We start from the raw sequence: 23,431 nt of genomic DNA, 5'->3' as shown, positions 1-23,431 counted from the left end.
TGTTGATGAAAGTCTGAACTTGGGTCTGAATCGAACGATGAACTTTATGTTCTGAGCGATATTAGTGTACCCGAGTTCAGCTCTCTTTTCTTTGTTAATACTGCTATAAAAATAACAATACAAGTCTAAAGGAGTGATTTTGTATAGTGACACGAAACAAAATTGTATCGAAATCTCAATCTGATATTTCGCTGTTAGAGTATAGAAAATAGAACCAAGACAAAAGAGTTAGGAATCAGGATTAAAAATGTTGAGGTTTAAATTAGAAAACGAGCTCATCTCGACCGCAGCGGAGAGATCTTTTTAACCTGAAAGTTATGATTTGATTTGTAGTTAGAGATTAGCTAATTTGAAAACGAATGAATGTAGTGGTTGGAATGTCAGGTCGAGTGATTTTGTGTAGTGAAACGAAACAAAATTGTATCGAAATCTCAATCTGATACACTTCGCTGTTAGAGTATAGAAAATAGAATCGAGATTAAAAAATGATGAGTTTTAAATTAGGAAAACGAGGTCATCTCGGTCGAAGCGGAGAAGAGATCTTTTTAACCTGGAAGTTATGATTTGATTTGTAGTTGGAGATTAGCTAATTTGAAAACGAATGAATGTAGTGGTTGGAATGTCAGGTCGAGTGATTTTGTGTAGTGAAACAAAACAAAATTGTATCGAAATCTCAATCTGATACACTTCGCTGTTAGAGTATAGACTATAGATTCAAGAGCCAGGAATCAGGATTAAAAATGATGAGTTTTAAATTAGAAAACGAGGTCATCTCGACCGAAGCGGAGAGATCTTTTTAATCTGGAAGTTATAATTTGAATTGTAGTTGGAGATTAGCTAATTTGAAAAACGAATGAATATAGTGGATGGAATGTCAGGTCGAGTGATTTTGTGTAGTGAAACGAAACAAAATTGTATCGAGACCTCAATCTGATACGCTTCGTCTTTTAGGACCTAGGATATAGAGTCAGACACAAGAGCCAAGATTAAAAATGTAGAATTCTTTTAACTAACTTCCACTACTCACTAAAGTCTAGATCTATATTCTACACGCTAGTTTCTAAAATCTCACATCTCGCATCTCATTTCTAAATACTAAACTCCCAAAACCTGATAAATATCATATTTTAAACGGTGGCTACTTTTCATCTTTGGGGATTAAACTTAAAACGAATGAAAAACGCCATATCCCCACATCAATTTCATATTCCGGTGATGGGCATTGCTTACACCATTGATACGCCGGTAAAAGTGGCGCATTTTGGGATAAACTCTTCCATTTCAATTATCGAAGATCACCTTATCGAAAAAATGCGCGCGTATTATTACAAATTGAATAACGAGCCTTTTCTGCCCATAAGCAAAAAGGAACCCAATTATAGAGCTAAACGGATTACCGATTATCTGAATCTGATAAGTGAAGAAGTGAAAAAGAAAGTAGAAGAGGTGAAAACCGCTGCTTTTTCAGGTACTTCAGAAATTACCAAGTATTTTGAAATGCTGCCGGAAGTGTCTGAATTAAAACAGAAGTACCTTAAATTTCTTCAGCTAACGGATCCTTTAGAAAAAGAGAGTCTGGAGTCTGAACTGCGAAATGAGGTAAAACCCGGTGCGATTGAAGTCAATATCATGACGAAAATCGATAGCGATCAAATCGATGAAAACAAAGAAGTTATCGAAAATGGATCTGATGCTTTACAGGCTTTAAAAGGGTATGCAGAAAGCAATTTAGAGCATTCAACCCTGGTTTTTTCGGCTGGGATGAATCCAAGATTGTTCAATTATTTATCCTCTTTTAAAAGCTTTCATCCCGATAACAACGGTAACTTCAGCAAAGCCATAGCTATAAAAGTCAGCGATTACCGGTCGGCTTTAATTCAGGGAAAATACCTCGCCAAACGGGGAATCTGGGTGAGTGAATTCAGAATTGAATCCGGCTTAAACTGCGGGGGTCACGCCTTTGCAACCGATGGTTATCTGATGGGGCCGATACTGGAAGAATTTAAGCAGAAAAAAGACGAATTACAGTCAGAACTATCCGCACTTTACCAAAATGCTGTTGCTGAAGAAACTGAAATTTCAGTATTGCCCGAAATAAAGATTACCGTTCAGGGCGGGATAGGTACTTTTGAAGAAGATACTTTGCTAAAAGATTATTTTCAGGCCGATGCGACTGGTTGGGGATCGCCGTTTTTACTGTGTCCGGAAGCTACCAATGTCGATTCTGAAACCTTAGGGAAACTTCAACAATCAAAAGAAGAAGATATTGTTTTGAGCCACAGTTCTCCCTTGGGTGTTCGGTTTAACTACCTGAAGGGAGTTAGTGGAGAAGACTTCCGAAGAAAAAATCTTTTACGAAATAAACCCGGTAGTTCGTGTCCCGAGAAATTATTAGAAGCGAATACCGAATTTACCGAAAAACCGATTTGTACTGCTTCGCATAAATACCAAAAATTAAAACTGAAGCAAATTCAAGATTCCGATTTATCGAGTGCTGAAAAGGCAAAGGAAGCCAATTTGTTATTTCAAAAAGAGTGCTTGTGTACCGGTTTGTGTAATAGTGTCGCTAAAAACTACGATTTCACCTTTGTAAAGAAAATGGATTTTGTGACCGTTTGTCCCGGTCCTAATTTAGCCTATTTCTCGGGTAAATATTCGCTACAAGAATTGACCGATCACATCTATGGTCGAACAAATGTGCTGAGTGGCTATCGCCCGCATATGTTTATTAAAGAGCTGCAATTGTACATCGATTACTTAAAGGAGTTGGCCGATAGTACCGATTTTTCAAATAAAAGAGAAGCGAAAAAGTTTAGCCGATTTACACAAAATCTAGAAGAAGGGATCGACTATTATAAGAATTTGTTTTTTAGGGAGGTGATTAAAGAAAACCAGTTTTTAACTGATTTATTGATTTGCGAAAGCCGAATTTTAGAAATTACACAGCAGGCGGAAGTGGTTTAGGTTTTAGATCCTTACGCTATTGGAAGTTAGAACATAGAACGGCTTCGCCTGTTAAAAAATTTGATGATGTGTTAATGTGACAATTTGAAAATGAATAAACTTACTCGTTGGAATGTCAGGTCGAGTGGTTTTGTGCAGTGAAACGAAGCAAAATTGTATCGAGACCTAGATTTGATAGGTTTTGCTTTTAGAACATAAGAACATAGAATCACGACACAAGAAACAGGAATCAGGATTGAAATGTCAAATTTTAAATGCTGAATTTTGGGTGTAAAAGTGATGTCATCTCGACCGAAGTGGAGAGATCTCTTGTGTACAGTATTTTTGAGCATTAAGATTTCTCCGTTCCGCTACGCTTCAGTCGAAATGACGTAGTTTCCTGTTAGGTTTTCCGTTTACTTCTCGATACAAATTCTCTTAGGAATAGACAATTTGAAAATCAATAAACTTATTCGTTGGAATGTCAGGTCGAGTGGTTTTGTGCAGTGAAACGAAGCAAAATTGTATCGAGACCTTAATCTGATAGAAGTTAGTGTAAAAATAGAGCCAAGATAGAAGAGCCAGGAATTAGGACTTAAAGTGTCGAATTTTAAATGCTGAATTTTGAATGTTAAAGTGATGTCATCTCGACCGAAGTGGAGAGATCTCTTGTGTACCGTATTTTTGGACATTAAGATTTCTCCGTTCCGCTACGCTTCAGTCGAAATAACGTAGTTTTCTATTTACTTCTAGATACAACTTCTAGTTCCTATCATTATCTGGGTTCTAAACCTCTCGAAGTGAAACTTCTTGGTTCTTGTCTCTTGTTTCTCTAGTCTATACTCTCTTTCCTCATTTCTTTTCAATAAAGTCTAACAGCGTCAGGGATCTAATCGCTAACAGCAAAGCGGTCCATATATGCTCTAACTACTCAATACTCAATTCCTAACTACTAAAATCACGTCATTCCCTTAATATCATTACTCCAAGTCGGGTACGCAAAAATCATCGCTTTTAGGTCGTGGCAGGAAAGACCGCCACACATTGCCATTACAAACATATTAATCATTTCTCCAGCATCTGGACCTACCAGATGAGCACCAAGAACTTTTTCGGTTTCTTTGTCTTTAATTACTTTAAACGCATAGTGCTGATTGGCAATACGCTTAGAATTGAACCAGCTGGGTACCGATTTATGCTTTACTACATAATCAAATCCTCTTTCTTTAGCTTGTTGTTCTGAAAGTCCTACGGAGGCCACGTTGGGCAGTGTAAACACTACAGAAGGTTGCGGTGGATAATGCGCTTCGGTTTTATTATATTTCCCTAAAAGGTTCGCTGAAACCACCCGCGATTCCTGAGAAGAAAGTGGTGTAAGCGGTAATCCTTCGCTATTGGAAACATCTCCGCAAGCATAAACATTTGGGTTGGTAGTGTTTTGTAGATGTTCATTTACGGTAATTCCTTTATTACTGAAAGCGACATTCCCTTTTTCTAGTTCTAATTCGTCAATGGAAGGAACACGTCCTGCTGTATTAAAAACCAGTTCTGCTTTTGCTGAAATTTCTTCTCCGTTTTTCGTTTCTGCAGTCACCCGAAGGTATTTCCTAAGCTTTTCTACTTTTGAAGCTTTCGCATTAAACATAAATTTGATACCAATAGCTTCGGAAGCTTCGGTAAGATGCGCCACCATATCTTCATCAAAATTTGAAAGTGGTCTGGGTTCGGTATCGATCACGGTAACTTCTACACCAAGGCGGGCAGCAATATGCGCGAATTCCATTCCAATATAGCCGGCACCAATAAAAATCATCGATTCAGGAAGCTTTTCCAATTCTAGGAAATCATCGCTGTTCAGCATTAATTCGGCTCCCGGAATTTTAAGCGGCATTGGTTTATTTCCGGTCGCGATTACGATTTTTTTGGTCTTTACCGTTTTCCCTTCTACAGAAAGGGTGTTTTCATCTAAAAATTTAGGAGATTGATGATACATCTTGATACCAAGAGCAGCCAAATCTTTTTCGGTAGCTGCGGGAATAGCACCGGTAAATTTATACTTAAATTTCTGTAAGTCCTGCCAGTTTACTTCGGGCATTTTAGAAATTCCCAATCCCAGCATATTCTGGGAACGCTCGATAATTTCGGTAATCCCTACCAACACTTTTTTTGGATCGCAACCTCGATTGGGGCAGGTGCCGCCATATTCTCGATTATCGGCTATGGCTACTTTCCATCCGGCTTCGGCGCAATCTTTAGCTACGCCTTTTCCGGCAGTTCCGGTACCGATTACAAAAACATCAAATTCTTCTATTCCCATGTTATTATTTTTAGATATTAGAAGTTAGATCATAGATCGCTTCGCTTTTAGCATATAGAGCATAAGTAACACCTTTCTATTATCATTTTTTCTTTTTCCATTGTGAAAAAAAACTGCTTGCCGCGCAGGTTCAGAATAATGATATTGGTTTTCAAAATAAAAAATTACCAAGTTAAACTAATCGTCTATTTTCTAATTTGTCACTACTCAATTCTCATTACTACTTAAATATACTTCACCACTCCGCCATCAACCCGTAAACTTGCTCCATTGGTTGCAGAGGAAAGCGGACTTGCAACATAAGCAATCATATTGGCGACTTCCTGCGGATCTGCAAAGCGTTGGATTAATGAACTGGGGCGCTGAGTTTCAAAAAACTCATTTTCTATATCCTTTTTATCATTATTTTCGGCATCTACCATATCTTTTACGCCTTCAGAATAGGTTGGACCGGGTAAAACACTATTGACGGTTACATTAGTGCCTTTGGTAATTTCGGCAATTCCTCTTGAAATGGAAAGTTGTGCGGTTTTGGTCATCCCATAATTAATCATTTCTACGGGAATGTTCAAGGCACTTTCACTGGAAATAAAGATGATTCTTCCCCAATCTTGCGCTAACATTTTTGGGAGTAAAGCTTTCGAAAGTCGAACGCCACTAAGTACATTTACTTCATAAAAAGCTTTCCATTCTTCATCGGGAATTTCAAAAAAGTCTTTTGGATTAAAAATGCCCACATTATTGATAAGGATATCGACTTTACCAAGTTTTTCAATCAGGCTATCTACTTGATCTTTTTTCGAAAAATCGCAGGCAATTCCAGAGATTTTAGCACTGTTGATTTCGCTAGTAATGTTTGAGATCGCTTGGTCTATACTTTCTTGCGATCGGCCGTTAACAACGACTTCAGCTCCTTCTTTGGCCAGGGTTTTCGCAGTAGCCAGCCCAATGCCTTTAGTTGATCCTGAAATAAATACTTTTTTGTCTTTTAGCTGATAATCCATTTTTTTGTTTTTAGATTTTAGATGATAGACAAGTAATTAGTCAGTGTACTATCTTTTCTCTAAACTCTCTCGTCTCATATCTCAATACTCAATTCTAACTACTCATTCCTACTCTTCTTCACTGTCCAAACTTCATATTCCAGATTCTTCAAAAGAAAAAATATGAATAACGCGTAAAGCATTTGTGTGCCAATTGCGCTCCAATCTTCCTTAAAGGCACAACCGGTAATGAGTAGCATTATAAAAATAGCTGCGGCAGCCAGTGCTTTTTTACTATATATACCTAAGAGAATAAAAATCCCCAGTACTACCTCAATAAAAGGAATAGCGTAGGCCACGATTGTTACTAATACGAGCGGAAGCATAGTGCCTTCAAAACCCTGTGTGAGTCCGTTTACAAAGACTTCCAGTTTTGGGATTCGAACAAATCCGTGCAGGAAAAGATTGATTCCCAAAGTAATCCTGGCTAATAGAAAAGCGAGTTGGTGGTTAGACATTGATTTTTTTTTGAAATTAAGTATTTTGAAATGCAATGCTTGTTAGGGAAATGGTAAAATTAAACTGCAATCTTGTTTGTATTTAGCAGTGAGATTGAGATCGCTTTATTTTTAGGAATCAGATAGTAACATAGACTATAGAGAAAAAAATAGAGATATTGACGACATAATAACTACGCAATACTTATGACTTTAAAAGCAACGTTAAAAATATCATAGTCAGTTGTGAAGCTTTTCTTTTGCAATTATCTTTGCGCCAATGAGTACATCTACTATCGCCCAAAGTTTTGCACAATCCCCGCAACAGCAGGAATTGCGGGACGCTATTGCCGTTTCAGAAAAAAACACCGATAAAATTCATTTAAAAGGCCTTATTGGCTCATCCCTTTCTTTTGTGGTGGCCAATGCTTTTAAAGAAGCCAAACGTCCTTTTTTATTAATTCTAAATGATAAAGAGGAGGCTGCATATCACTTAAATGATTTGGAGCAGTTAATCGGAGAGGATAATGTGTTGTTCTATCCTGGCAGTTACCGCAGGCCTTATCAAATTGAAGAAACCGATAATGCCAATGTGCTTTTGCGTGCCGAGGTCTTAAACCGAATCAATTCGCGCAAGAAACCGGCAGTGATTGTTACTTATCCCGATGCGCTTTTTGAAAAAGTAGTTACCCGAAAAGAACTTGATAGAAGTACACTGAAGATAAAAGTGAACGACGAACTTTCTATCGATTTTGTAAATGAAGTTTTGTTTGAATACAAGTTCAAACGAGTAGATTTTGTTACAGAACCCGGCGAATTTTCAGTACGAGGAGGGATTATTGATGTATTTTCTTTTAGTAATGACGAGCCGTACCGAATCGAATTTTTTGGGGATGAGGTAGATAGCATCAGGAGTTTTGATGTAGAAACCCAACTTTCTACCGATAAGGTGAACAAGATTTCTATTATGCCCAATGTCGAGAATAAACACCTCGATGAAGTAAGAGAAAGCTTTTTAAAATATGTGGCTGAAAATACCTTGATATTCGTTAAAAATCTTGATCTTTTTTCAGCGCAAATGGATAAACTTTTTGAGAAGGCAGAAGAAGCTTTCCAAAAACTTTCCGGAGAAATAAAGCAAAGTGAACCCGCAGCGCTTTTTTGTACCTCTTCCTTAATTCATAAACAGATCCTTGATTTTTCGGTGGTAGAATTAAGCAATTATCCGTTGCTAAACCCGAAAAAAGAGATTGTTTTCTTTGTAACGCCGCAACCTTCCTTCAACAAACAATTCGATTTATTGATTGCCAATTTAATCGAAAATCAAGAAAAAGGATATAGCAATTATATTTTCTGCGGAAGCGAACAGCAAGCCAAACGTTTCCACGATATTTTTAAAGATCAGGAAAAAGAGGTAAAGTATAAAACGGTAGTCCTTTCCTTATTTCAAGGATTTATTGATGAACAGGCAAAAAATGTTTGTTATACCGATCATCAGATTTTTGAGCGTTACCATAAATTCAGCCTTAAAAATGGCTACGCCAAAAAGCAGGCAATTACCCTGAAAGAATTGACCAACCTTACCGTAGGTGATTATGTAACCCACATTGATCACGGAATTGGGAAGTTTGGCGGATTGCAAAAAATAGATGTAGAAGGCAAAAAACAGGAAGCCATTAAACTGATTTATGGAGAGCGCGATATCCTGTATTTAAGTATTCATTCCCTACATAAAATCTCGAAATATAACGGCAAAGACGGGAAAGAACCTAAAATCTTCAAGTTAGGTAGTAATGCTTGGAAAAACCTGAAGAAAAAGACCAAAGCCCGCGTAAAACATATCGCTTATAATTTAATTGAATTATATGCGAAACGCCGCTTGCAAAAAGGTTTTGCGTACGGTCCAGATTCTTATTTGCAACACGAGCTGGAAGCTTCTTTTATTTATGAAGATACACCAGACCAAAGTACAGCGACCGAAGCGGTTAAAAAAGATATGGAAAACGAACGCCCAATGGACCGATTGGTTTGTGGGGATGTTGGTTTTGGGAAGACCGAAGTGGCCATTCGCGCTGCCTTTAAAGCGGTAGATAATGGGAAGCAAGTTGCGGTTTTAGTGCCCACGACGATTTTAGCCTTTCAGCATCATCAAACTTTTTCGGAGCGTTTAAAAGATTTACCCGTAACAGTAGATTACTTAAATAGGTTTAGAACCGCCAAAGAACGCCGAGAAACGCTAGCCGATCTGGAAAGCGGTCGCGTAGATATTATCATTGGAACGCATCAATTAGTAAACAAGGCAGTTAAATTTAAAGATCTTGGACTGCTGATTGTTGATGAAGAGCAAAAGTTTGGAGTAGCGGTAAAAGATAAGCTGAAAACCATCAAAGAAAACGTCGATACATTGACACTCACGGCAACCCCAATTCCGCGTACGCTTCAGTTTAGTTTGATGGCGGCAAGAGATTTATCGACCATTACCACTCCGCCACCTAACCGATATCCAATCGAATCGAATGTGATTCGTTTTTCCGAAGAAACCATTCGGGATGCGGTATTATATGAAATTCAGCGAGGCGGACAGGTGTTCTTCATTCATAACCGCATTGAAAACATCAAAGAAGTTGCCGGCATGATTCAGCGTTTGGTACCCGATGCGAAAGTAGGCATTGGTCACGGACAAATGGAAGGGAAGAAGCTGGAGAAATTAATGCTGAGTTTTATTAATGGCGAATTTGATGTGCTGGTTTCTACCACGATTATTGAAAGTGGATTGGATGTAACCAACGCCAACACTATTTTTATTAATAATGCCAATAATTTCGGACTGTCTGATCTTCACCAAATGCGAGGTCGGGTAGGACGAAGCAATAAAAAAGCCTTCTGTTATTTTATCACGCCGCCTTATTCGGCAATGACCGAAGAAGCGCGTAAACGAATGACGGCTCTAGAGCAATTTTCTGAATTGGGAAGCGGATTCAATATCGCGATGAAAGATTTAGAAATTCGAGGTGCCGGAGATTTATTAGGTGGGGAACAAAGCGGATTTATCAATGAAATTGGTTTTGATACCTATCAGAAGATTTTAGCGGAAGCTATTGAAGAGCTGAAAGAAAATGAATTTAAAGAGCTGTATAACGAAGAAGATATTGAAGATAAAGATTTTGTGAAGGAAACACAGATCGATACTGATTTTGAAATTCTATTCCCGGATGATTATATCAATAACATCGCCGAGCGTTTGAATTTATATACCAAGCTGAACGAATTAAAAACCGAAGAAGAATTAGAAAAGTTTGAAACCGAATTAGTCGATCGTTTTGGCGAATTACCGGTTTCTGCCGTCGATTTATTAAATAGTGTTCGTATTAAGTGGATCGCTTCTAAAATAGGTTTAGAACGCATTATTATGAAGCAGAATAAACTGATAGGCTATTTTATTGCCGATCAGCAATCGCGTTTCTACCAAACAGCTAATTTTACCAAAGTATTGCAGTACGTACAGTCGCATCCTACAACTTGTAAGATGAAAGAAAAGAAAACCAGAAATGGCCTGCGTTTGCTCTTAACCTTCGATAAGATAACTTCGATAGAAAAAGCACTAAAAGTATTACAACCCTTAGATTTTAGAAAGAAGAAGGAAGAAGTGGAAGAAGCTTAGAATGAAAGGATTTTATTGAGATTTTTCCGCTACGGTCGAAATGACTTAAGGCGAGAAATTTAAAAAAATAAAGAAAGTTGTATCAAACCTCACAGTCCCGATAGCTATACGGGATAAACCTGTGAGGTTTTTTATCTTATATCTAAGGTCTGATATCTAACATCTAAAACCATTAAATCTCATATTTAAACTCAAACCCAATTTTATCCAAATTTACTGAAGAAATTATTTTTCCTTTAGAAGGGCGATTTTTGTCGTATTCTGGGGCTTTTATATTTCTAGATTTTGCTTCTTTGGTATAGTATTCAGATTTTTTAGGATGCTCGGGATACGCCGCGTTAAATACCGTTCCAAATTCATCATTTTTGAGGATTGTAGCAATTAAGGAGATACAATCATCACGTCGAATTAAATTAACAGGAGCTTCTCCATTTTTTATGTCAGTCCTACCCGAAAGCATCGTAATAGGGTGCCTATCGTCGCTTATTAAGCCACCAAACCTTAGGATGGTCGTTTTAAAATTAGGGTTGTTTTGCAAAGCATTTTCACAGTTTATCAGCTGTTTTGCCGCTTCAGATGTTCCATTAGGTTTAGAGTCTTCAGTATATTCCGGGAATTCCTCCTGATCTTCATAAACACTGGTAGAACTTATAAAAATTAATTTTTTAATACCTGAATATTCAATATTTGAAATAATATTAGTGATCTTTTTAGTGAAATTAATTTCAGGGTTTTTTCGTAATCCTGGCGGGATATCAATAAGAAGAATATCAGAGCCTGACAAAAAAGATTGAATATCTCCCTGCACTCCGCTTTCATAAAGTTCTAAATGATAAGGAGTAATGCCTTCTGCAGAAAGCTTGTGCATTTTATGTTGTGTGGTGGTTGATCCTTTTAGAGAATATCCATCGTATACCAGTTTCTTGGCCAATGGTAATCCTAACCAACCACATCCTAATATTGAAATTTGCATATTTATTTAGATTTTTATCTATTTTCTTTTTCTATTACTGAAAAAGAAACAAACCCGCCTGCCGGACGGGCAGGAAAGTCTAGGATTATAAAAATTGTCTGAAATTTATCGATCGAATCCTAAATTTCAGGAACTCGACTACGCCTAAGACAGCCTGAAATTTTACGGATTTTTCACTTCAAATTTTTACGTCAATTTTTGGTAGGCCATTTTTAATTCAATTTATCTTGTATCTTATCTTACGTTTTAAAGTAAAGCTTTCAGCAGTCAATGTTTTTAATTTTAAAACTGCTTACTGCGATTGCCTATTGATTCAGCATAATCCTCTTCTTATAAATCACTGCATCATTTAAAATAAATGGTTTTGGGATCATCGTTTCAGATCGCCTTGAAACATCTAACTCTTTATTTTCCAAAAGATCGTAGCTGGATTCATATAAAATAAATTCGGCCGACTTTGTTTTATCTAAACTGAAATTCATTCTAAGCGTATCTTTACTGGAAATATAATAGCTAAGTAAGCGATTCTTCCATCGGCGTGTAAACATATTAAAGGATTCTTCTCCTAGTTTGACGTTTTCAGCTTGTAATCCGTTGACTTTAAAATCATTAAAATCGGTAATATTTTCTGTATAAATCTCTATTCTTTTAGCGTCACGATTTGGTGCAATTTTCAACGAATATTGAAATTCGTTATTGGAACTATCAATTTTTTGAAGAATGATTTCTGGTGATTTTATATCAATTTTTGGAGCATCGCTTCTCCAGGTAAAACCCGAGTTATACTTACTGCTAAATTTTGTTTCTGCATTCGTTAAAATTACCGGGTCTTCTCCAAAATATTTTCTGGTCCATTCATCGGGCATTTCATCATATGAGTACCAGTTCGCTTTATCCTCATCAGCATCATACAAATACACCAAGCTATTAGGTTTTGGCCTTTCCGCAGTAAATTCTGATGTGAAATGTGCATAAAACATAAAGGCATTAAAGCCTAAGAACAACAATACTGCGAGGAGATCTTTTTTGGCGAAATAGCCAAAAACAGGTAAAAACAGCGTAAATAATAAGATACTTAAAATACCTGCAAGGAATAGCATTTTTAAACCCAAAGCTACCGGAAACATCTGGATAAATGGAAACAGAATGAATAAAGCCGGTAAGCTTAAAATCGTGTTCAGGATAATATTAGGCTGCTTTTTATGCATCATTAAAAGCAACTGTATAAAACCAAAATAAGCCGGAATTATAAAATAAGCAGCGCCTTTTAAACCCACAGCAAGTAAAGCACAGATGAGTATCCATAAAAATAAGGGCGCTACAAATTGAGAAGCGGTTTTATCTTCATTATAAAATTTGTGGTAAACAAAAAAGGCAACGGTCAAACTCAATAACACGGCCGCAGTAATATAACTATAGCCATTGTAGGTAAAGCCATGCAGCATTTCAGAGTATTCAGGGTAGATGTAAAGACAAAACTTCCAAAGTCCAAATACCAAAAGTCCACCAATAATCAGGCTTAAAAAATAAGGGGCAAAACCTTTGAATATAGCCTTAACACTAAGTTTCTTTTTAAAAATCCCATATCCTACAACAGTGAAAAATAATATAAATGCCAGGATGAGCATAGGCATAATCCAACCAAAAGGATACGTTACAAATTGACCAAAAGGAAGATTAAAATATAATAGATCGTTGTCTGAATTTAACAGATTTAGATCTGCATCCTGGAAATAATGGAGTAGTGGCATTAGATAATCACCCTGATGAGCCAGCGTTTCTAAATCCAGGTTTTCAGGAATGTCGTTAGAGGTATGATAGTCGAAATGATCACCGATAAATGCAAAATTGAATCCGTTGATATTTCCAGACTCCCTTAGGACCGTAAGATCGGTGTCGTTGGGTAATAATTTATAAACACTATAAGCTAAAGAATTTGTGGTAGGATATGGAACGTGGGCTTCTTTAAAAGCTTTGATAAGTTTAGCGTTTCCTGCGTTGGTTTCTAACAGCATAAAAGAACTCCCACCGCTACCACGGGCTTCAAAATTTAAGGCTAGTCTTGCATCTTTTGCCCAGGGGTGTTGTCTTACAAATAATTCGGCTCCCATAAGCCCGATTTCTTCCGCATCTGTAAATAATACGATAAGATCATTTTTAGGGGGATTCCCTTCAGCTATAAATGCTCTTAAACCTTCAAGGATAGTAGCAACACCGCTTCCGGCATCACTGGCGCCGTATGAAGAATGTGGCTGACTGTCATAATGCGTCATTAAAACGAGTGCGTCTCCGTTTCCACTCCCTTTGATTCGGGTTAAAATATTTTGTGGTCGGCTAAGAATTGCGGCATCATTTAGCACGAAATCCTCCTGGGTTTGTACTTCTAAGCCTAGTTTTTGGAGCTCGTTAACGATATAATTTCTTACAGAACTATGTGCCGCACTTCCTAAATAATGAGGCGAGGCGCCAATTTTCTCTACATGTTGAAAAGCTTTGCCTACAGAAAATTCATTTTCTGAAACTTCTTCAGGAATTCCCGAAGGTTTAAGACTATAGTAACTTAACCAGCAGCAAAAACTTATAAGTAGTAAAGCAATGAGAGCTTGAAGATTTTTAGACATTAATTGGCGTTTAATTTCAGAAAATTAAAGATACTATACTTCTAAAAACTAACCAGATAAATCGGAAGACTTTAAAAAGATATTAAAATTTATTATATTTAAGTAATTAGTAATCAAAATCTTACAATTATGGGAATTAAAAGTTTTCAGGGAAGGCGTGCGGCTCCGGTAAAAATAGAGAGCGCACCAATTATGGTAGAGGATTATATGACAAGCTCATTAATCACTTTTAAAAGAGATCAGTATGTCGCAGAGGTAATGGAGGCATTGCTCAAAAATAAAATTTCTGGTGCGCCGGTCGTAAATGATCGTTACGAACTGGTTGGAATCATCTCTGACGCAGATTGTATGAAACAGATCTCAGAAAGCCGATATTTCAATATGCCCATTGGCGATATGAAAATAGAAAATTATATGAGCACTGATGTGGCTGTGATTCATAAGAACCTAAGTATTTTTGATTGTGCACAATTGTTCTATAACAATAGTTATCGACGTTTTCCGGTAGTGGAAAATGGAAAGTTAATCGGAATGATAAGCAGAAAAGATATACTTTGTGCCGCATTAAAATTGAGGGCACAAAACTGGCATTGCTAGTTTCGTTTTACCAGTGCATAAAACTCCTCATTTTCTAAAGGTAAATACCCCTGATTGTAAATAAAATAATACGTTTTCCCCGCCTGAGTGGTGTAGGTACTGGTAAAATATTGAAAATTAAAACCTTCAGCCAGCAATTTTGTTTTGCTGGTTTTTGTTTTTTCTTCGGGATTGAGTTTCTCCAGTATTCTATAATTTTTACGCAGTATGTTGTTAATATTGCGCATTAAATTTTTGGTATCTTTATTAAGCTTATTGTGATATGAATTCCTGCAATAATCGCTGCAAAATTTTTTATCTACTCTACCAATCAGCTTTTCTCCACATTCTAAACAGTACTTATCCATTTTTTTATCGACATAAATTTAATCAATTAAAAATCAAATGCTTGATGCTAAATTTTTAAAATACAGCATTTAAATTTTATCCTAAAAATTATCCTGTAGCTTGGAGTTAGATTTGTGAATTCTGTCTACAGCATACTGATTCTTATATTTAATAAATATCAGTAATTAGTTTTAGCAATAATTGTCGTTAGGCAATCAAAGAAATTAAATAATTTCTACACATTAACGTGTTAATTATTCTATCTCTAAAGTAGATTGGGGAGAATTAATTTCTACTTTTTGCTATTTGGGGATAAGTCAGTTTATTTTATTATAACCGCTTATAATTTATCTCCCGTACTGCCACCTTCTTATATATTTTAAATGATTAGTTGAGATATTGTTTTTTGCTATACCAATTACCAAACAGTCAAATACATTTAAGCCTGTGGATAGTTAAATTTTCGGATTCTTTAAATTTACATAAAATTTTTATACGGAATACTTCAGGATTTTTTGAGTGCATTAAGTTCTGCTCTTCTTAACGGTATACTATCAATTTTTTCAAAAATTTCATCGGCAGGTATAAACTCTTTTTTTCGCATTTTTGTACCTCCATCCAGACCTATTAATATAATTTCGAAAGGTGTATTTGATTTTTTGAACTTTTCGTAGAAATTATCTCCTTTATTCCAGTCGGGAGTATCACTAATTCCGGTAGCATATTTTTTTGGAGTGACCTGATACACCACAATTTTACGATCTTCCAATTCTTCTTCTTTATTTCTAAACTCGCCCAGCTGTTCTTTAAAATCGCTATTTTCTATAGAATTGGTAAGCATTAAGACTAATCGGTTCTCCCAAAGGTAAGAATCATTATCCTGTGCGTTCATATTTCCTAAAGCCATAATACTTAAAATTGTGATTGCTAAAAATTTCATGGCTAAAAATAGAAATGATTATTATCGACTAGTTTTAATTAGTTGTTAAAGAGTGTGTTATTTAACTAATTTTAGAAATGATTTTCCCCGAATTTCATTTTATTTAACGAAGCTAACCAAACTTGTTACAGCGGTTCGCAAGAATATGAGGTGATTCTCAAATTATTCTATTCCTCAAATTTAAGCTTATGAGAAATCTAAGATTACTAATATTTGTAGTGCCAATATTATTAACCTCCTGTTATCAGGATCTGGACGATAATCTGCCAAGGCAGGAAAAAACGCCAGATCCAATAGACGATAACCAGTTTGTTACAAACGAAGGGGAGGTATTTGCTACAGGCCTGAAATGTAAGGGAACCGGAGATTACTCTACCGGTGAGCATTCTATTTTAGAAAATCTCGCTATCTCTGAAGATTTGCCTGATGAATACGATCTTTCTGAATTTTTACCGCCAGTTGGCGATCAGGGACAGTTGGGATCGTGTTCTTCATGGGCGGTAAGCTATTATTTAAAATCTTATCAAGAGATGAAGGAAAGTGGAGCATCTTATTCTTTAGCCACAACATTTAGTCCTTCCTTTACTTATAATCAATTAACCATGGGGGACTGTGGTGGCACCAGTATTGCAGAAACTTTAGATCTTGTACAGGAAGTTGGTGTTTGCTCTTTAGAACTTTTCCCTTACGACGATAGCGGATGTTCAGATCAACCAAATGAAACACAAATAGCACAGGCAGCCGCAGCCAGGATTTCAGATTTTAAGAGTTTAAGTGGTGAAAATATGCTTGCCGAAATGAAGGTTTTGATCACGCGGCAACAACCTATTGTTATTGGAGCGTATTTATCTTCAGAATTTGGAAAGACAGATCGTTTTGGGCTAACGGCCTATCGCGAGCATGTGGTAGATTATGAAAATGGCGATTGCCATGCGATGCTGGTGGTTGGATTTTCAGATGAATATAATGCGTTTAAGGTAGTAAACTCCTGGGGAGAGAATTGGGGCTCAGATGGATTTGTATGGATCGATTATGCTGCTTTCGAAAATGTAAACGATGAGAGCGCTAATTTTAGAGTGATCAATAACGCTTACATCGCTTATGATGATGTAGCTGAGATTTGATTTTTTTGTATACAAAACCAAAAGAGGATAACGGCTACTAGGATTTGCCTCTAAATTTTAAAAAAGTTTTCCGGTTTACATTTCTTGACTTTTTCTAAAATAATTTAAGCTGAAATTGTCATAATTAGCCTTTTGATTTTGTATTATGAAACGGCTGCAATAGAAGCTCCTGCCGCAGCAGATTTTAAACGGTTATTGATTAAATAAACACTTATAGCGATGAGCAATTTATAATCGTTAGTTTTCTGATCGTTTTCGATATTCAATAGCAAATCTGGATAAAATTTTTTCCAATTGCTTTTAGCATGAATTTTCAGCACTGGACTTTCGTTAGCTTTTACCACAAACTTAGAATGCCACATGCTCTCTTGTGATAAATGATAGGTTAGCTCTTTGTGTTCCTTTGTTTTTAGAATTATAGTTGAATTCTGGTTCCAATTCAATTTAATCGATCCTATTTCACGATGATTTTCTGTAATTATGAAATTGGTTTGCCAAAAGCCTTTTGCTTTAATTTCAAATTGTTTTCCCAGGTATCGAAATTCGGCATTATTAGACCACCATTTTGGATAGTAAAGCTCTGAAATAATTTTGTGATTTTCGAGAAGCTGAAATTTACGCTGATTGATGACTTTTATTTCCATATTTAAAAATAATAATTTGGCTGATGATGAATGGGAAAGTTACATGAATTTGCGATAAAACAGAATTTATTAGCTTCTTTATGGAGCTTTTCAGCTTTTTCAAGCATGTTTTTATCCGTTAAAGTAATTTCAGGATAAAGAGTAACTTTGGTAAACTTCCCACTACCATCCTTATTTTCGATCATACTAGCTTTAGGCTGATCTTTGTAATCTAACACAATAATATTGTTGCTGGTGCAAAGATGAAGATACCAAAGCATATGGCATGAAGCGATAGAACTAAGAAGAAGTTCTTCTGGATTATAAAATTCGGGATTGCCTAAAAAAGACGGATCGGAAGAGCCTTTTATTAAAGCTTTATCTTTTGCCTGAAATGTATAATCCCTATCGTATTCTTTATAAGTTTTGGTTCCGACACCTGTGTTACCGGTCCATTTGAGTTTGATAGTGTAGTTATGGGTTTTCATTTTAGAGATTAATCGAATTCTGAACGAGATTCCTTATCAAGCAAGGAATGACATTTTAAAGTCTAAAATACAAAAAGCCGGTATATGTTTTATATCTACCGGCTTTTGTATATTCTAATTTTATGAGAAGTTATCTTCTTCTTTCTGGAATTTCAATTTTAAACTCTTTTGGATGTTCTGCACCCATAAGGTTTTCAACAAAATAATCCCATCTTCTTCTGGTCATATAGTAACTATCCATTCCGTAGCCGTGACGTGCATTTGGGAAAATGATCAAATCGAAATCTTTATTTGCTTTGATTAATGCATCGATCACCAAATACGAATTGTAAGGAGGTACGTTATCATCTAAATTACCATGTGCAATTAACAAATCTCCTTGAAGATTTGCGGCATTATATTGGTTGGCCTGTAGCTCGTAATTGGTTTTTCCATTTTCGGTTTCTTCAATAAGACCTATATACCTTTCTCCCCAATCATCTTCATAGTTTCTGTTATCATGATTTCCTGATTCAGAAATTCCTACTTTGTAGAATTCAGGATAGGAGAACATGGCATCCGCAGTGGCAAAACCACCACCGGAATGTCCCCAAACCCCCACGCGGTCTAAATCCATATAAGGGTGTTTTTCAGCTAATTGCTTTAATCCGCTTATCTGATCTTCTAAAGTATTATCTCCCATATTTCCGTAGCAGGCATCGTGAAAAGATTTAGATCTTCCCGGGTTACAGCTACCATCAATTACCACAACGATAAATCCAAGTTCTGCTAAAGCCTGATGATCGCTACGTGAAGGTGAAAAATAACGACCGCCAACACCACCACCTTGCGGGCCGGGATAGATATAGTTCACTACCGGGTATTTTTTAGATTCATCAAGATCTGTAGGCGTAAACATTAAACCGTATAAATCCCATTTCTCATCAGCCGACTTTACTTTAATTGGTGTTGGAGCCTGCCAGCCTATGGCTTCTAAGCGGGAAATATCGGCTTTTTCGAGATCCATTATTTTTCGGCCTTTAATATCCCTAAGTACCGCAACATTGGGAACGTTAGGCTGTGAATAATTATCAACAAAGTATTTGTTGTCAGGAGATAGCGAAACGCTATGTGTGCCGTTTTCAGGAGTTAAAAGTTTAAGCCCTTTTCCGTTAAACTTTATACTGTAAAAATGTCTAAAATAAGGATCGCGGCCTTCTTCTTTTCCTTGCGCGTAGAAGTACAACATTTTTTTATCTTCGTCTACTTTGGTCAGGCTGGTTACCACAAAATCACCTTTAGTAATTTGGTTTTTTAGTTCACCAGTTTCAAGATCGTAAAGGTATAAATGTCCCCAGTCGTCACGCTCAGAGTACCATATAATTTCGTCTGATTCTGGTAAATAATGCCAGTTTATAGAGCCTTGTCCAGATTCGAATTGCGTATCTGTTTCTTCCGTAAAAATATCTCTTACTTCACCAGTTTCAACATTGGCAACACGAAGCGTAACTTTTTTGTGATCACGGGAAACCGAGGCAAAAGCTAAAGTCTCTGAGTCTGGGGCCCATTCGTTATCACCAAAAGTGCCATCGCAGGCAATGTCGTCACAAAGTGTACCCCGTCTTGCATCGGCAGGAATATTAAGCTTGGTAATCTTGTTATCTTCAGTATCGATAATCAGGCGTTCAATTTTAATGATGGCTGAATCTTGCGGAATTGGATATTTCCATTCCTGAAGCTCTGGTTCGCCAACTTTGGTCTCTACCAGATACATATCACTTACATGGCGCTGATCTTGTTTAAAAGTGGCAATCTTTTTAGAATCAGGGCTCCAAAGCACAATAGGTTTGTCGCTATGTTTCCAACCCGCATTATCGGTAGCATAGCCATAATTTTTTTCACCATCTTGGGTTAGTTGCGTTTCCTTACCCGTTTGGGTATCGCGCATCCAAAGGTTCCAGTCTTTTATATAAACTACTTTAGATCCATCCGGGGAGGCTACTTCTGTCCATGATCCTCTTTGCTCTTCTTTTGGCTTTTTACCAAGTAATTCTTCAAGCGAAGTAGAAGTTCGCTTAGATTTTTTCTTTGGATCTACCAGAACATATTGGCGTTCTCCATTAATCTGAATCTCATACCAAAAACTATCGTCTGCTAACCAATTAGGGCTTACATTAGCTTTATCCACTAATCTGTAGGTATTAAACCCAAGAAATTTAGCGGCCTGTTCGTAATCTTCAGTTGTAAGTTTTTTAGGAGAGTGTTGCGCAAACCCCGAAAAATAAATTACGGCGATGCACAGTAGGGAGAAAATTTTTTTCATCGTATGTTTTGCTTTTGAGCTCAATTTAATAAGAATTTTTAATAGCGAACCAGATCAATGCTGAATCACCTCAATTTTAGAAAGAAGAATAAATCGATTTAACTCCCTGGCTATCATAGTTAGGGGTAGAAATTAATTTTATATTCAGGACAAAAAAGTAAAATGCCAGGAAGTTAATCTGGTAATTAGACTACGGCAAAGCTAAATGGTTTAATGTGATTTGCCTTTTAACAATTATTTTTCGTTATATATCTCCCGCATTATTCAACGCAACCTATTATTTTATTTGGCATCTAGTTAAAAATGAGAGGGATGAGAAAATTGATCTTTATAGGGGTTATTGTTTTATTTTTTAGTTGTACCAGCGGAGATGAAGTTACAAGAAGTACTGAGTATTCTGAATATATGCTAGCTGTAAGTATAGAAACAGGTATAGATTTTATGCTGAAGGAAATTTATACAAGTAACGATGTGCAAATACCCGAATTAAAATTAGAATTGCGGAGTACAGAAATATATGGCTGTATGAATTTTGGTTTAGAATTATCGCAATTTAAGAATGAACAAACATTGATCATTAGGTTTGAATCCATTGTAGAACCTGGCATTTGTTTAACAGCTATGGGACCGGCGAGAACTATGGTCGATTTGCCTTTAGATGTAAATAAAATCATTTTTATAAACGGAAATAAACTTGATGAATATGACGTATCAATTAATGAAGAAAAAGTAAGTTTTTCTGCTGTAAGCAAAAGTTTTACCACATCCTTATACGACGATACCTTTAGACTTCCCAAGCATTCATTTGCCTTTGTATGTGGTACAAATACTGATAATACACATATTTATGATGAATTCTTGGCGATCTTAAGAGAGAATCCGGCATTCGAAGAATTTGAATTTGAAGGAGATGGAAGGATTCCCTATGCAGAAACTTCAGATGGACATTGGGTAAATCATCCCTCTAAATATTTTAAATATAAAGAGGTATCGGACTTTGAAAAATTAGCAGTTGTTTTAAATAATTTCTCTTCACAGCATATCAAAAAGAATTCTGGGGTATCTATTGCGCTTACCAGCTGGGATAACAGGCAGTATTACAGTTGGGTCGAAAATTAATTCGTCCTGTTTTTTAGCCTTGTAGCTTCGGTAATGACCTGTTCTGGGAAATTATAGAGTTCTAAAATCTTGATCGCATTTTTTGTTTTAAGCGGCCCTTCTTTTAATTTATGATCAAAGTTTAAAGTCTCGTTTTGGATGTTTTCACTAAAATGATACAGTTCGAAATCGTTTTGCGTTAGCATTTCGGTAAGTTCAATATCATGGGTAGAAACCATTACCATATTTTGTGATATGTTTAAGTAGGATAAAATAGATTTCCCGGCTGCGATGCGCTCTTCAGTATTTGTTCCTTTAAAAATTTCATCTAAAACAAATAATTTCGGTATATCTTCTTTAGAACAATCTAGTAGTTTTTTAATTTGCAGTACCTCCTCAAGGTAGTAACTGGTGTTTTTACTTAGGTTATCGGTAATTCTTATTGAAGAATATAACTTTAGAAACGGAGCAGTAAAATGTTCGGCAAAACAGATATTTATCGTTTGGGCCAGTAATGTATTTATGGCTACCGTTCGAATAAAAGTACTTTTTCCAGACATATTGCTACCGGTAAGAAGCATGCTTTTTTCTGAAAGTCTTAAATCGTTGGTAATGCAATTTTTAACTAGAGGATGCCAAATTTTGTTGAATTTAATCTCTTTTTTAAAACTAAAAGAAGGTTGGCAAACGCGATCTTGATATTCGGTTTTAATTGAAGCCACAGCAATGGCCGAATCGATCTCACCTATATAACGAAAGAGTTTTTCGATATCGGTTTTTTTATGCTGGATGTCCTTAAGAAAGCTGAAAAATAACAGGATTTCAATATTAAAAGTGATTTTTAGCAGCTCAAAGAAAAACCAGCCCAAAAAAGCGAACTCATCATTCATCTTATTCTCAAAGCCAATAAGCGAGGTTTTAAACTGAATTTTCTTTACAGATCCTAGAAAAGTTAAGTCTTTAAAATAAGGTTTAATATTACCGAAATTCGATATTTTATCGCCAGCTTTTATTGCGATACCAAGTTGATGAACCGCATTTAGATAATAGTTGAGGTTATTTTTATTGCGATAATGCAAAACCATATTGGTCATAAAAACCGGAAGCATAATTAGGAATAAAACTGGATAAAAGAAACCACCAATCAGGCTAAAAATCGATAAAAAACTAAGAATAAATACCCAAACAATCCATTTTGGGCGCTGCATAGGTTCATCTGTAAATAACCGAACAAAATCGTAAGCATTGTAATGATTCAGTTTCGATAATTGCGACTGAATTTTTAAGCGGTCGTTTTCAGCTTCTAAAAATGTATCTGAAAATGTCGAAAATCGCTTCAATTGATTTTCAGAATTAATATTCCGTAGATGATTGTAAAAATATTGTTGCCCCGGTTTAGAAGTGGTTCGGTCTAAAAGAATGAAAAGCGCTGTAAAATCCAGATCTTTTGCGGTTTGATCGGTGATTTGATGAAAATCGCCTACAAGCAACTTAGAATCAAAATAGCGTTTAACTTCTTTAAAATTGAATTTTTCATCTTTCGCTTTTCCCCAATTTTCTATCAGTTGTTGTAATCGTTTCTTTTCAGATCTTTTCTTTAAAAATCTAAATAATAGAAAGAGGGAAATCCCTATTATGGTAATTAAATAATAAAGCTGCATTAAGAAAATTTATTTACAAGATAGCCAATAAAAGCAGCCAGACCTATCCAAAATATAATTCCGTAAATAATGAGTTGGTTAGCCTGTTTAGTTTAGTATCGTAGCCGTATTTTTTAAAACGTTCCAGCTGTGATTGGCTAAAATCATCTGTAGGTTTATGTCGTGCTCTTGGAGTTATAAATGGTAAAATAAAGAACTGTAAACTTTCGGTTTTGCTTAAATTTGCTTCTGCGCGTTTCCTTCTGTTTTCTTCTTCTGGATTCATTTAATAAAGCA

The 23,431-nt window shown here is 36.1% G+C and carries 17 protein-coding genes; 5 read left to right on the top strand and 12 right to left on the bottom strand.

Annotated elements, in window-relative coordinates; all coding sequences use genetic code 11:
- Nucleotides 1–1,173: 1,173 nt before the first annotated feature.
- Nucleotides 1,174–2,964, top strand: a complete 1,791-nt coding sequence (locus AC13DP_RS19390; RefSeq protein ID WP_483068307.1) for a hypothetical protein — start codon at nt 1,174–1,176, stop codon at nt 2,962–2,964.
- A 937-nt stretch (nt 2,965–3,901) separates the two neighbouring features.
- Here the strand turns inward: AC13DP_RS19390 and AC13DP_RS19385 are convergent.
- From AC13DP_RS19385 to AC13DP_RS19375, 3 genes are all read right to left on the bottom strand, one after another.
- Nucleotides 3,902–5,260, bottom strand: coding sequence for a dihydrolipoyl dehydrogenase family protein (locus AC13DP_RS19385; protein WP_483068306.1), 1,359 nt, complete (start codon nt 5,258–5,260; stop codon nt 3,902–3,904).
- A 224-nt stretch (nt 5,261–5,484) separates the two neighbouring features.
- Nucleotides 5,485–6,264 carry an SDR family NAD(P)-dependent oxidoreductase gene (locus AC13DP_RS19380; RefSeq protein ID WP_347407780.1) on the bottom strand — a complete coding sequence of 260 codons (780 nt, stop codon included), beginning with the start codon at nt 6,262–6,264 and terminating at the stop codon, nt 5,485–5,487.
- A gap of 98 nt (nt 6,265–6,362) precedes the next feature.
- On the bottom strand, nt 6,363–6,761 hold the full coding sequence (locus AC13DP_RS19375) for a DoxX family protein (protein ID WP_347407781.1): 399 nt from the start codon (nt 6,759–6,761) through the stop codon (nt 6,363–6,365).
- Nucleotides 6,762–7,020: 259 nt separating this feature from the next.
- Here AC13DP_RS19375 and mfd point away from each other — a divergent pair, with 259 nt between their 5' ends.
- Nucleotides 7,021–10,401, top strand: a complete 3,381-nt coding sequence (gene mfd, locus AC13DP_RS19370) for a transcription-repair coupling factor (protein ID WP_347407782.1) — start codon at nt 7,021–7,023, stop codon at nt 10,399–10,401.
- A gap of 172 nt (nt 10,402–10,573) precedes the next feature.
- Here mfd and AC13DP_RS19365 read toward each other — a convergent pair whose 3' ends face one another.
- Complete coding sequence (locus AC13DP_RS19365) at nt 10,574–11,374, bottom strand: NAD(P)H-binding protein (RefSeq protein WP_228249106.1); 801 nt, start codon at nt 11,372–11,374, stop codon at nt 10,574–10,576.
- A gap of 305 nt (nt 11,375–11,679) precedes the next feature.
- Entirely contained in the window at nt 11,680–13,995 is a 2,316-nt protein-coding gene (locus AC13DP_RS19360; protein WP_483068305.1) for a M20/M25/M40 family metallo-hydrolase, read from the bottom strand.
- Between the two features lie 129 nt (nt 13,996–14,124).
- Here AC13DP_RS19360 and AC13DP_RS19355 point away from each other — a divergent pair, with 129 nt between their 5' ends.
- Nucleotides 14,125–14,592, top strand: coding sequence for a CBS domain-containing protein (locus AC13DP_RS19355; protein ID WP_013073956.1), 468 nt, complete (start codon nt 14,125–14,127; stop codon nt 14,590–14,592).
- Here the strand turns inward: AC13DP_RS19355 and AC13DP_RS19350 are convergent.
- Both AC13DP_RS19350 and AC13DP_RS19345 read right to left on the bottom strand, forming a co-directional pair.
- Entirely contained in the window at nt 14,589–14,939 is a 351-nt protein-coding gene (locus tag AC13DP_RS19350) for a hypothetical protein (protein ID WP_013073955.1), read from the bottom strand. The two genes, AC13DP_RS19355 and AC13DP_RS19350, sit on opposite strands and share 4 nt — an antisense overlap.
- 485 nt (nt 14,940–15,424) lie before the next feature.
- Complete coding sequence (locus AC13DP_RS19345) at nt 15,425–15,859, bottom strand: DUF4174 domain-containing protein (RefSeq protein ID WP_483068304.1); 435 nt, start codon at nt 15,857–15,859, stop codon at nt 15,425–15,427.
- Between the two features lie 188 nt (nt 15,860–16,047).
- Here AC13DP_RS19345 and AC13DP_RS19340 point away from each other — a divergent pair, with 188 nt between their 5' ends.
- Nucleotides 16,048–16,983: a C1 family peptidase gene (locus AC13DP_RS19340; RefSeq protein ID WP_483068303.1), complete on the top strand. Its 936-nt coding sequence runs from the start codon at nt 16,048–16,050 to the stop codon at nt 16,981–16,983.
- A gap of 143 nt (nt 16,984–17,126) precedes the next feature.
- Here the strand turns inward: AC13DP_RS19340 and AC13DP_RS19335 are convergent, their stop codons facing one another.
- The 3 genes from AC13DP_RS19335 to AC13DP_RS19325 all read right to left on the bottom strand — a co-directional run bounded on the left by AC13DP_RS19335 (nt 17,127) and on the right by AC13DP_RS19325 (nt 20,396).
- Nucleotides 17,127–17,627, bottom strand: a complete 501-nt coding sequence (locus tag AC13DP_RS19335; protein ID WP_228249109.1) for a hypothetical protein — start codon at nt 17,625–17,627, stop codon at nt 17,127–17,129.
- Between the two features lie 2 nt (nt 17,628–17,629).
- Nucleotides 17,630–18,094, bottom strand: a complete 465-nt coding sequence (locus tag AC13DP_RS19330; RefSeq protein WP_347407786.1) for an OsmC family protein — start codon at nt 18,092–18,094, stop codon at nt 17,630–17,632.
- Nucleotides 18,095–18,224: 130 nt separating this feature from the next.
- On the bottom strand, nt 18,225–20,396 hold the full coding sequence (locus AC13DP_RS19325) for a S9 family peptidase (RefSeq protein WP_483068302.1): 2,172 nt from the start codon (nt 20,394–20,396) through the stop codon (nt 18,225–18,227).
- A gap of 312 nt (nt 20,397–20,708) precedes the next feature.
- Here AC13DP_RS19325 and AC13DP_RS19320 point away from each other — a divergent pair, with 312 nt between their 5' ends.
- Nucleotides 20,709–21,515, top strand: a complete 807-nt coding sequence (locus tag AC13DP_RS19320; RefSeq protein WP_483068301.1) for a hypothetical protein — start codon at nt 20,709–20,711, stop codon at nt 21,513–21,515.
- Here the strand turns inward: AC13DP_RS19320 and AC13DP_RS19315 are convergent.
- Together AC13DP_RS19315 and AC13DP_RS19310 are read right to left on the bottom strand one after the other, a co-directional pair.
- Nucleotides 21,512–23,155, bottom strand: coding sequence for a MutS-related protein (locus AC13DP_RS19315; RefSeq protein ID WP_483068300.1), 1,644 nt, complete (start codon nt 23,153–23,155; stop codon nt 21,512–21,514). The genes AC13DP_RS19320 and AC13DP_RS19315 overlap by 4 nt on opposite strands.
- Nucleotides 23,156–23,198: 43 nt before the next feature.
- Nucleotides 23,199–23,420: a hypothetical protein gene (locus AC13DP_RS19310; protein WP_347407790.1), complete on the bottom strand. Its 222-nt coding sequence runs from the start codon at nt 23,418–23,420 to the stop codon at nt 23,199–23,201.
- Nucleotides 23,421–23,431 lie beyond the last annotated feature (11 nt).

The organism is Zunongwangia sp. L-65 (genome assembly GCF_056859415.1).
The sequence above is the reverse complement of the archived record's forward strand: the minus strand, read 5'-3'. Positions and strand labels throughout refer to the sequence as shown.